This window comes from Methylobacterium frigidaeris (assembly GCF_022179185.1).
In the GTDB taxonomy this organism is placed as follows: Bacteria; Pseudomonadota; Alphaproteobacteria; order Rhizobiales; family Beijerinckiaceae; genus Methylobacterium; species Methylobacterium frigidaeris.
Genome location: NZ_BPQJ01000113.1, coordinates 1 through 1,702, shown reverse-complemented (window position 1 = coordinate 1,702; position 1,702 = coordinate 1). Strand labels below are relative to the sequence as shown.

The window sequence follows — 1,702 nt, the reverse complement described above, 5'->3', positions numbered from 1 at the left end:
CGACCAGGGCCTCGTCATCACCGCGGGGCACCGGCAGGGGCGGCTCCGGCGCTGATCGGAAGACATGACGGGACATAGAACGGTCGGAGGCAACTCTCCGACCGCGTCTATCCCTCACGCCGCCTCGCCGACCCCGAGGAACTCGCCGAGGGTGATCCTCTCCCAGCGGACGACCTTGAGGCGGCTCTTCCCCCCCGCGCCGATCGGAGGGGCGCGGAAGTACAGCCTTTCCGGCTCGTGCCGGAGAAGCTGCATCATCCACACGGCCTCCAACGGCGGGAACTCGGCGTTGTCGTTCGCAGAGCCGACGCAGATCATGCCACTCGACCGACAGCAGGTATGATCGAGCCGACGCCCGTTCTCCGATACCCCGACCCAGATCTTGCGGTCGAGGTATTCGGGCCGCTTCTCGCAGATGCCGATGAGCGTCGCGATGGTGTGGGACATGTTTCTCTACTCCTCGATCTCGGACAACTGGCGCTCAAGGTTGGCCTTCTTGAGAGAGCGACCCAGTTTTCGAAGCTCCTCGTGGAACTTCAGCGTCTGAAGCGCGCGCGAGTTCCGCTCCTTGAGCGGATCACGAATAAAATACTTGATCTCCGGAAAAGCTTCCCGCAGAACCTCACAGGTCATCCACTCGACATCATCTGGCTCAAAGCCGAGAGCAAGGCAGATCTTGGGGAAATCTTCTGGCGGGATCATCTTCTCGCCCCGCCGCCACTTCAAAACAGTGCCCCGGCTACCGCCCCCGTAACCCAGATCCTGGATGCGCCTGAGAAGCTCGGCATCCGAAATCTTCGGCCTGCCCTTCTCCGGATCGGCGTCCATGTAGTGGGTGAGCCACTCGGATGGGTTGGTCCACCACTCCTCGCCCTTGCCCGGGACGCGGTACGACAACGGGTTCATGCTTCCCTCCGGTTTGCTACCTAATGGGTAGCAAACCGGAGGGAAGCATGTCAACCCTGACGGGCTGGTCGTGAGCGAACCCGGCACATGCACGGTTGAGCACCTCGTCGCCACGGACCCCGAGCAGTTTCCCGCCGCGGCCGTTGCGTCGGCCAAGGCCCGCCTGACCGACAGCGGATGCTCGCCTGCTGCCTTCAGAAGGCGCGACCACCCCTACCCTGGACAGCCCACCCAAAAATTTGAAAAAAACTCTTGATAGGGTCAGAAAAGCGACCTAGCTTCCGAACGTGTTTCCCGCAATGGGGTCACGTTTATGACCGAAATCGAGGTTTCTGATGACCACTGTCACACCTGAAAGACTCCGTCTTGCCGCCCACATGCTCTGGGAAGGCATCTACGAGGCCGAGTTTCGCGGCAAGGAGCGCGGCCGTTTTCTCCTCACTCGCGCCCAACTGAAGAAGGTCCTCAACGTCGAGCGTCTTCACGGGACAACCATTCAATCGTTCCAGGATGCCGCTCTAGAATTGGGTCTAATAATTATCGATCTCGATGACGTCTTTCCCTGTATTGAGACAAGGATGGCACGCCGTTACCGCCGCCCGCCTACGGCTCTGCTGAACCGTCACCTAGCCGAGACCTTCCCGGACGACACAGCGGATGACGAAGACGATCCGAACGAGGACGACGAGGAATAAGTTCGCCTGCGAGTTCGACGCCCGAAAGACAATCGACTTCGCCATAGCCCTGGAGGCCAGCCTCCGCCGAGACGCCGAGACCGAGGGAGACCGCTCGTGAA

The 1,702-nt window shown here is 60.9% G+C and carries 3 protein-coding genes; 1 reads left to right on the top strand and 2 read right to left on the bottom strand.

What is annotated here, in order from left to right; all coding sequences use genetic code 11:
- Positions 1-114: 114 nt before the first annotated feature.
- The gene (locus MFF64_RS36440; RefSeq protein WP_099902633.1) at positions 115-447 is read right to left on the bottom strand and encodes a hypothetical protein; all 333 of its coding nucleotides are present in this window, start codon (positions 445-447) and stop codon (positions 115-117) included.
- A gap of 6 nt (positions 448-453) precedes the next feature.
- Positions 454-906, bottom strand: coding sequence for a hypothetical protein (locus MFF64_RS36435; RefSeq protein WP_099902635.1), 453 nt, complete (start codon positions 904-906; stop codon positions 454-456).
- Positions 907-1,241: 335 nt separating this feature from the next.
- On the opposite strand from MFF64_RS36435, the gene MFF64_RS36430 reads away from it, so the two are divergent.
- A complete protein-coding gene (locus MFF64_RS36430; RefSeq protein WP_238193893.1) occupies positions 1,242-1,601 on the top strand; it encodes a hypothetical protein in 360 nt (119 codons plus the stop codon).
- Positions 1,602-1,702 lie beyond the last annotated feature (101 nt).